General features: G+C 60.9%; 8 protein-coding genes. 1 reads left to right on the top strand and 7 read right to left on the bottom strand.

What is annotated here, in order from left to right; all coding sequences use genetic code 11:
* Positions 1-48 precede the first annotated feature (48 nt).
* Complete coding sequence (locus A1D30_RS09500; protein ID WP_063460483.1) at positions 49-876, bottom strand: HDOD domain-containing protein; 828 nt, start codon at positions 874-876, stop codon at positions 49-51.
* Between the two features lie 73 nt (positions 877-949).
* Positions 950-3,319, bottom strand: coding sequence for a Tex family protein (locus A1D30_RS09505; protein WP_063460484.1), 2,370 nt, complete (start codon positions 3,317-3,319; stop codon positions 950-952).
* 290 nt (positions 3,320-3,609) lie between these two features.
* On the opposite strand from A1D30_RS09505, the gene A1D30_RS09510 reads away from it, so the two are divergent.
* Positions 3,610-3,903 (top strand): hypothetical protein, encoded by a 294-nt coding sequence (locus A1D30_RS09510; RefSeq protein ID WP_063460485.1) that lies wholly within the window; start codon positions 3,610-3,612, stop codon positions 3,901-3,903.
* A gap of 594 nt (positions 3,904-4,497) precedes the next feature.
* On the opposite strand, the gene A1D30_RS25485 is transcribed toward A1D30_RS09510, so the two are convergent.
* The 5 genes from A1D30_RS25485 to A1D30_RS09530 form a co-directional block, all read right to left on the bottom strand.
* Entirely contained in the window at positions 4,498-5,001 is a 504-nt protein-coding gene (locus A1D30_RS25485; RefSeq protein ID WP_131798441.1) for a hypothetical protein, read from the bottom strand.
* Positions 4,992-5,750, bottom strand: coding sequence for an RHS repeat-associated core domain-containing protein (locus A1D30_RS09515; protein ID WP_063460486.1), 759 nt, complete (start codon positions 5,748-5,750; stop codon positions 4,992-4,994). The genes A1D30_RS25485 and A1D30_RS09515 overlap by 10 nt, the downstream gene beginning before the upstream one ends.
* A gap of 219 nt (positions 5,751-5,969) precedes the next feature.
* Positions 5,970-6,887, bottom strand: a complete 918-nt coding sequence (locus A1D30_RS09520) for a transposase (protein WP_082836383.1) — start codon at positions 6,885-6,887, stop codon at positions 5,970-5,972.
* 96 nt (positions 6,888-6,983) lie between these two features.
* Complete coding sequence (locus A1D30_RS25490) at positions 6,984-7,403, bottom strand: hypothetical protein (RefSeq protein WP_131798442.1); 420 nt, start codon at positions 7,401-7,403, stop codon at positions 6,984-6,986.
* Between the two features lie 4 nt (positions 7,404-7,407).
* Positions 7,408-8,385, bottom strand: a 978-nt coding sequence (locus A1D30_RS09530; RefSeq protein ID WP_277922019.1) for an RHS repeat-associated core domain-containing protein, incomplete at its 5' end; no start/stop codon positions are given.

Raw genomic sequence — 8,385 nt, forward strand, 5'->3', positions numbered from 1 at the left:
AAAGCAGCACGCTGCGGGCTGTCGCCAAGCTGCGCGGGCCCCAGGGGCCTACACCACAAAATCCGCCACTTCCGGCTTGGCTGTCCAGTCGATGGGGTCCTGCTGCAGCACCATGTCGATGTCCAGGCCCAGGGTCAGGCCCACTTCACCGGGGAAGGACACGGCCAGCTCTTTCTCGCTCAGCTCGGCTTCGCGGGCACGGGCGCGCCAGGCGGCGAGGTGGATCACACCCGCCAGAGGCTCGTAGGCCTTGTTGTCGAACGGCGCGCTCTGGTACTGCAGGGCGTCGATCACCACCTCGGGCAGTTGCCAGCGGCGCGCGCAGCCCGCCGTGACGTGGCCGTAGCTGTAGCCAAAGATGCGCTGCTCGATCTTGTCGCGGCGCAGATCGAACGGCGCCACCAGGGTGTTGACCGACTGGGCTTTTTCCGGATCGACGAGGTGGATCACCAGCTCGCCCACCGCGTGCAGCAGGCCCGCCGTGTAGGCGGCAATCTGGTTCTGGTGCACGATGCCCGCCAGCGAACGGGCCAGCTTGGCGGTGTTGAGGCTGTAGCGCCAGAACTGCTGCATGTTCACGCCCGGCACCGACCGCGAGGTGGTGCCCAGCGGGGCCGACGACACCAGCGTGCGCAGCTGGGCAATGCCCAGCAGCGCCAGCGCCTCGGGGATGCCCGCGATCTGGCGCGGCAACTGGAAGGTGGGGGAATTGGCCAGCTCCAGCAGGCGCGCGGCCAGGGCCGGGTCGGTGCCAAACAGCTGGTTCAGGCGGCGCAGGCTGGGTTCGCCCTGGGCCAGCTCGCTCATCAGCAGCGCCACGGCGCGCGGCAGGCTGGGCAGTGCCACAGGTTGGGCCAGCAGTGCGTTCAACTCCATGGGACAGGGCACCTGTTGTGATGGGGGTGCTGGCGATTATGGCCCCCGGCAGGCCCCCACCGCCAGCGCGCAGTTACCGGCCCTTGGCCTGTTGCAACTTCGCAAACGCCGACGCCATGGCCGACGGCTGGGCCGCCTCGTTGGCGCGGCGCGGGGGCTGGGCGTAACCCCGGCCTGCCCCTTCAAAACGGTTGTCGCGCGGGCCCCGGTCGCGGTCGCCCTGCGGGCGCGGTGCGGCGTCGAGCTTCATCGACAGGCCGATGCGCTTGCGCTCCACGTCCACTTCCATCACTTTGACCTTGACGATGTCGCCGGTCTTGACCACTTCGCGCGCGTCGTTCACGAACTTGTGCGCCAGCTGGCTCACGTGCACCAGGCCATCCTGGTGAACGCCGAGGTCGATGAAGGCGCCGAACTGGGCCACATTGCTCACCGTGCCCTCCAGCACCATGCCTTCCTTCAGGTCCTTGATGTCTTCCACGCCGTCGTTGAAGCGCGCGACCTTGAAGTCGGGGCGCGGGTCGCGGCCGGGCTTTTCCAGCTCGGTCAGGATGTCCTTGACGGTGATCACGCCAAACTTGTCGTTGGCAAACAGCTCGGGCTTCAGGGTCTTGAGCATGTCGGCGCGGCCCATGATCTCGGCCACGGGCTTGCCCGTCTTTTCCATGATCTGCTCGACCACGGGGTAGGTTTCGGGGTGCACACCCGTCATGTCGAGTGGGTTCTCGCCGCCGCGAATACGCAAAAAGCCCGCGCTCTGCTCGAAGGTCTTGGCGCCCAGGCCCGCCACGTCCATCAGCTGCTTGCGGCTCTTGAACGCGCCATTGGCCTCACGCCAGCGCACCACGGCCTTTGCCACGCTGCCTGACAGGCCCGACACGCGACTGAGCAAGGGCACGCTGGCCGTGTTCAGGTCCACGCCCACCGAGTTCACGCAGTCTTCCACCACCGTGCCCAGCGTGCGCGCCAGCTCACTCTGGTTCACGTCGTGCTGGTACTGGCCCACGCCGATGCTCTTGGGGTCGATCTTCACCAGCTCGGCCAGAGGGTCCTGCAGGCGGCGGGCGATGGAGGCGGCGCCGCGCAGGCTCACGTCCACATCGGGCATCTCTTGCGATGCGTACTCGCTGGCGGAGTACACCGAAGCGCCCGCCTCACTCACCACCACCTTTTCGATGGCGCGCTCGGCCTTGGCGGCCATCTTGATCAGGTCGGCCGCCAGCTTGTCCGTCTCTCGGCTGGCCGTGCCGTTGCCAATCGCAATCAGGTTCACGCCGTGCTTTTCCACCAGCTTGGCCAGGGTGAACAATGATCCATCCCAGTCGCGCTTGGGCTCGTGCGGGTACACCGTGGCCGTCTCCACCAGCTTGCCCGTGGCGTCCACCACGGCTACCTTCACGCCAGTGCGGATGCCGGGGTCCAGCCCCATCACCACACGCGGACCAGCGGGGGCGGCCAGCAGCAAGTCGCGCAGATTGTCCGCGAACACCTTGATCGCCACCTTCTCGGCATCGTCACGCAGGCGGGCGAACAGGTCGCGCTCGGTCGATAGGCTCAGCTTCACGCGCCAGGTCCAGGCCACGCATTTGCGGATCAGGTCGTCGGCCTTGCGGCCCGCATGGCTCCAGCCCAGGTGCAGCGCAATCTTGCCTTCTGCCAGGCTGGGCTTGCCCGGCTCGGGCTCCACGGGCAGCACCAGCTTGGCTTCGAGGATTTCGAGGCCTCGGCCCCGAAACACCGCCAGCGCGCGGTGCGAAGGCACGCGGCCAATGGGCTCGTCGTACTCGAAGTAGTCGCGGAACTTGGAGACCTCGGGGTCGTTCTCGTTCTTGCTCTCCACCTTCTTGCTGCGCAACAGACCCTCGGCCCACAGCCATTCGCGCAGGTTTTGCACCAGGGCCGGGTCTTCGGCCCAGCGCTCGCTCAGGATGTCGCGCACGCCGTCGAGCACGGCGGGCACGGTCGAGAAGTCGGCGCCCGGCTTGCCATCGTCCAGCACCTCGGGCGGCTTGGTGAACGCGGCGGCCTCTACAGCCGGGTCCAGCGTCGGGTCGGCAAACAGCTTGTCGGCCAGCGGCTCAATGCCGAACTCGCGCGCAATCTGGCCTTTGGTGCGGCGCTTTTGCTTGAACGGCAGGTAGATGTCTTCCAGCTCCTGCTTGGTGGGCGCGGTCGCAATCGCGGCGCGCAGCGCGTCGGTCAGCTTGCCCTGCTCGTCAATCGCCTTGAGCACGGCCACGCGACGGTCTTCCAGCTCGCGCAGGTACGACAGGCGCGCCTCCAGCTCGCGCAGCTGGATGTCGTCCAGCCCGCCCGTCACCTCCTTGCGGTAGCGGGCGATGAAGGGCACCGTGGCCCCACCGTCCAGCAGCTCCACCGCTGCGCGCACCTGGGATTCACTGACTTTGATTTCTGCGGCCAACTGCCGAACGATCTGCTGCATGGTGGGAAAACTCTCTCAGACGCGGTCTAACGATAGGAACAAAAGGCGAAGCGCGGGAGTTTGCCACAGGCGGTTTGGCCACTCCCCGGCCCTCAACGGCCGGATCGTCGATTGTTCTCAATACCGGAACAGTTAGTTTGCGACTGGATGGTTTTTCCGTGAACACCATCGGCGTACAGTTCAGCCCATCGATGAGCCGAACCCGCAAGGCGACTCACCGAACCCGGTTCAGGAATGGTTTTTGACCCGGCTTTTTTGAGACGCTTTTTTCACTTTCAAGGATTTTCATCATGAACAAGACCGCCCGTTTCCTCTCCATCGCTGCTGTGGCTGCTTTCGCCTCTTTTGGCGCCCACGCTGACGAAGCCGATGGCTCGCAATTTGCCCTGAAGTTCGACACCAACCGCACCCGCGCTGAAGTGCAAGCCGAAGCCGTAGTGGAAGCCAAGACCCACAACATGGAACCCGCAGGCTCGCGCGTGGTGACCTACAAGTCCAACGCCGACCGCGCTGCCGTGCGCGCCCAGGCTGCCGAAGCCGTGCGCACCGGCCAGATCCCCCACGGCGAATTCAGCGCCATGTAATCGGTTGATCGATTGACACAGTTGCGGGACTTCCCATGGTGGCGGCACTTCGCGCGGTGCGGGTGCTGGTGCCATGGGAGGTGTTTTGAAGACACCCGTGCTGGCCAAGCAAACTGGGCTCCTGTTGGGAGCCCTTTTTGTTGGTGCTTGATTGGCTCGGAAACTCTGAAACCTGGCCCCATCGGTTTCAAGCGCTCTGTATGCGGCCTTCGCTGTCGTAGCGGTAGGTAGTCAGGCCGTCGCCCAACAGGTCACTTGCGCTGTTGTGTTGGTAAGTGACGCTGGTGCTGGCGCTGTTGCCTGCCGCGCTGGTGGCCGTCGGCTCAAAGCCCAGCAGGCGGGCTGGCCTTGCTGGGTTTAGAGCCAAATTGGGCGCTACCGCCTGATGGGTATGTGCTGACAGCTATCAATTTAGGAGTTTTTGACAGCTGTAAGCCAGCATATGTGGGGCGGTGTGCAATTCAGCTTTGAATCCACCGGTACGCGACTCAGGTAAAAGGCAAAACCTGACCCCAATCCCAATTTGCCACTTGACGGGCTCGGCTAATGGGTGATCCCGTTGCTCCGGTCGCAGTAGCGCGGGAGCTAGGTACGTCAGCGAAGCTTGGTGCTTTGGGTGCAGTCCGACGGTGCACCAAATCCGCATTTTCCACCCAGCATCAACTGCATTCGTTCGGGTTTGCCAACAGTGGCAATTCCGATCAAGCCGGCTTCAAGGGTGTAGAGATAGCGCAGCCGATGCTGCGCAATGTCGGTTTCGATGAAGTAGGTTGTGTATGTCCGGCCAAGAAGTTGTCGGCGACTCGTCCCAGTCACCTCATAGGCCGCACCGTCAAGATTCCACCTCTGTTGTGTTCCCGTGAAGCCGCGTGGAACCGCGAATCGAAAGTCACCGGCCGCAAAGCACTGAAAGCCCTCGCCACGTTGGCAGTACTTCACTGGACCTGCAACGTCTACCCACGCACTTCGATCCGGCTTTGTCTCCAGAACGAACTGGCTATTCGGATGGAGGATGTCGTAGTACACCCAATATTCGGCGCACGCGAGCGGCGACGCTAGCGCCAGCGCCGCTGCGAGTGCGAAGGGAGCTAGTCGCATGGGCACTTCCCATTCAGAAGATCGCGCACAAGCTGATCAGCGTGCCTCTCACCAGGCAACTGATTCGATTGGCCTTGCATGTACTTGTTGATGTATTCACCAGTCGACGTCTGCCGCATGACTCGATTGTTCGAGTCAACTAGATGCATAAATTCGTGCATGAAGACAAACTGAGGACTGGCCTTGCCATAGCCGTAATTCGATGGATCGAAGAACGGGCGAGTGAAGTCCGTGGTTCTCTTTTCATAGTCCGTAACGGGGTTCCCGCCACCGGCAGTGATCCGGCCAATCCAAGCATCAAACAGCTCTTTTGCCTTTTTGTTTCCAGGGCACGCCTTTGCCAGCAAGTCTTGAAGGTGACTAGCGTACCGATAAAGCTCCTGGACATTGGCGGGATACTTCCGCCTGTCGAAGGCCGAACTAGGATAACCCTCGACTTCAAAGAGTCCCAGCGGGTCGGTCCGGCTGAGCGGATTCCCTCCCACATACCCAAACCGATTCCACCCCCCATCCAACCCAATCGGATCCCCCTGCGTATACCGCCCCGTACCCGGCGCATACGTGCGGAAGTAGTTGTAGTGCAGCTTCGTCTCTTTGTCGAAGTACTGCCCCGGATACCGCAGGTTGAACGTGACTTCCGGGATGCTGGTGGCGCCCGTGGTCGGGTTGGTGCTCTCGCTGGTAAACCGTTTGGCCCCGATGGTGGGCTGTTCGTCTCCAAACGCACTGTACGCCCATTGCCAAGCCACCTGGCCGTCGGGCTGGGTCAGTTTGCGGGGGGTGTTCAGGTGGTCGCTGTGGGTGAACGGGGTCAGGTCTTGTCCTTTGCCTCCCCCAGCCTCATGGAGTGGACGGGGTCATGGAGTGAACAGGGTCAGGAGTGAACAGAGGAGTGAACAGGGAGTGAACAGGGTCAGGAGTGAACAGGGTCAGGTCTTGCCTTTTGCCTCCCCCAGGAGTGAACAGGGTCAGGTCTTGCCTTTTGCCTCCCCCAGCCTCATTTCATCCAGCCTAGCAGTTTCCCTCAAAGCCCTCTGCCCCGAAACAATCCGGCTGATGCGGGACACGGACAGCCCCAACTGCCGGGCAATCTCTGACAGGCTGATTTGCGACGCATAGTGCGCCTGATACAAAGCCTGCTCACGCGTGGGGCACTGGGCCAGCCAATCTTGCAGACTCTTGGGGCTGGCGCGCTGGGCTTTGGGCACCTCTTTGGCGCTCACAGCCCGGTTACTGGCCAAAGCCTGCATGCGCAAGACAAAGCCTTCATCGCCCAGATACACCTGCTGGCGCAGCCCCTGGGTCCATAGCTGCACCCCTTGCCCAGCCTGAACCAACGCTGCATACGCCTGGGCCGCTTGGCTGCGCGTGTCCTCATCCACCACATCACGCCCCAGCAGATAATCCCACACCGCCTGCACATCCAGCCAGTCCGGGGCTGGGCGCACGCCCGTCAGCGCGTGGTAGCTGCACCAAGGCCATTGCGCCGGGTGCTCCACCAGCTGGGCGCGCACCCGGTTGAGCTCCACATAGCGGCACACCTCCAGCAAATAGGCATCGCGGTCCACCAAAATGGCCTTGAACCGCCCTTGAAACAGATGCCCCACCTTGCCATGGCGGCGGTTGAAACGCTGGGTATAGACACCGTTCACATGGCGCATCAACAGCGACAAATTGGGCTGCCGCGTGCGCAGAACAAAGTGATAGTGGTTGTCCATCAAGCACCATGCCAAGGCACAAGCATCAAACCGATGCAGCGCCTGACCCAACACGCCCAACAGGTCTTCGCGATCCTCGTCGCCCAGTACGATGGGCTCGCGCCGGTCTCCCCGAGAGGTCACGTGATACACAGCGCCTGGGAACTCGATGCGTAGGGGCCTTGCCATGTTCGGAAACTCCGCTGAGTTAGATTGCAGCGGAGTTTGTGCGGAGTGGAGGCAAAAGGCAAGACCTGACCCCGGTGAATATGAGGGTGTTGCACTTCAGATTTGAGACCGCCTGGCCATTTGCGCAACTTCATATAGACGATGACGCTCCGCCGGCACATCCAATCGGTCAAAATCCCTGACAAAATCTTCCATTACTTGGCTCACGCTCTGGCCATATCGCCACATTGCAGTAGCTGAAATCTGCTGAATAAACTCCAAAGCTCTCAAAATATGATCACATCGATCATAATCAGCTCCCTCCATCTCCTTCATCGCATCAAAATACAACTCCTCCAATCTTCTTTTATTTTCACCAGAAAATAAAAGAGCGTATGAATTTTTTATATTTCTTCTCTCATCAATTAAAACGGGCTGATTTGAAAAAAAACCAAATCGATCCTCCAAATAACCAACTCTTTCCCCGCCCTCAAAAAGAAAGACTTGGTACACAGAAAATAGATTATCTTCAAACATAAAATTATTTTCTCAGCGGCTGAACGTGCCAAACTTCCCTCGTTGCAGGGTTGTATACCATTTCATACACCTCGTTAACGTAGCGATTAAATCCAGGCATACGATCAGGAGCAACACTCCTATAAGTATTTAGCACCTCTTCTGCCTGAAGAAAAGCAGCAGGACGCCCTGAAGTCCAAAGCTTATTATAGTAATATTCCGAGAATTTAAAAGCTGACCCCTCGGCCTGGTAAAATCCATCTACCAACTCAATCTTGCGCCCAAAGGCAGCCGCAGAGCAAAAACCTCCAGACTCTACCCCCTCAAGAATTCCTCGCACCACTGGCGTCATACGCGACACATTCGTGGGAATCTGTGCCACCAGCGGGCTCATCGGCGAGACGACCGCCCCATTTACCCCTGACGCCCCGGCGACGAACTCCGTGATCGCCGGACCATAGCGGTAATACACGTTTTGAGCGCGCATTGCCAGCCAGTTTGCGACATTGACGAAATTCAAACCATCCGCATCTATCGCGCTCAGCGGATTACCGTCCGCATAGGTAGCCCGGTTCCACCCGCCCGCTAATCCAATCGGATCAAACTGCGTGTACCGCCCGCCCATCGCCGGGCTGTAGCTACGGAAGTGGTTGTAGTGCAGCTTCGTCTCTTTGTCGAAGTACTGCCCCGGATACCGCAGGTTGAACGTGACTTCCGGGATGCTGGTGGCGCCCGTGGTGGGGTTGGTGCTCTGGCTGGTGAACCGTTTGGCCCCGATGGTGGGCTGCTCGTCTCCAAACGCACTGTACGCCCATTGCCATGCCACCTGGCCGTCGGGCTGGGTGAGTTTGCGAGGGGTGTTCAGGTGGTCGCTGTGGACGGCATAGGTTTGGCCTTTGATCACTGCCGCTATCGGCATGGGGCCGCTGGCGGTGGGCAGGTAGATGTATTGGGCGGTGCCGCTGCTGTTGCTGCCGCCCGAGCCGTATTCGCCCAGCAGGCT

It is taken from the genome of Acidovorax sp. GW101-3H11, from assembly GCF_001633105.1.
GTDB lineage: Bacteria > Pseudomonadota > Gammaproteobacteria > Burkholderiales > Burkholderiaceae_C > Acidovorax.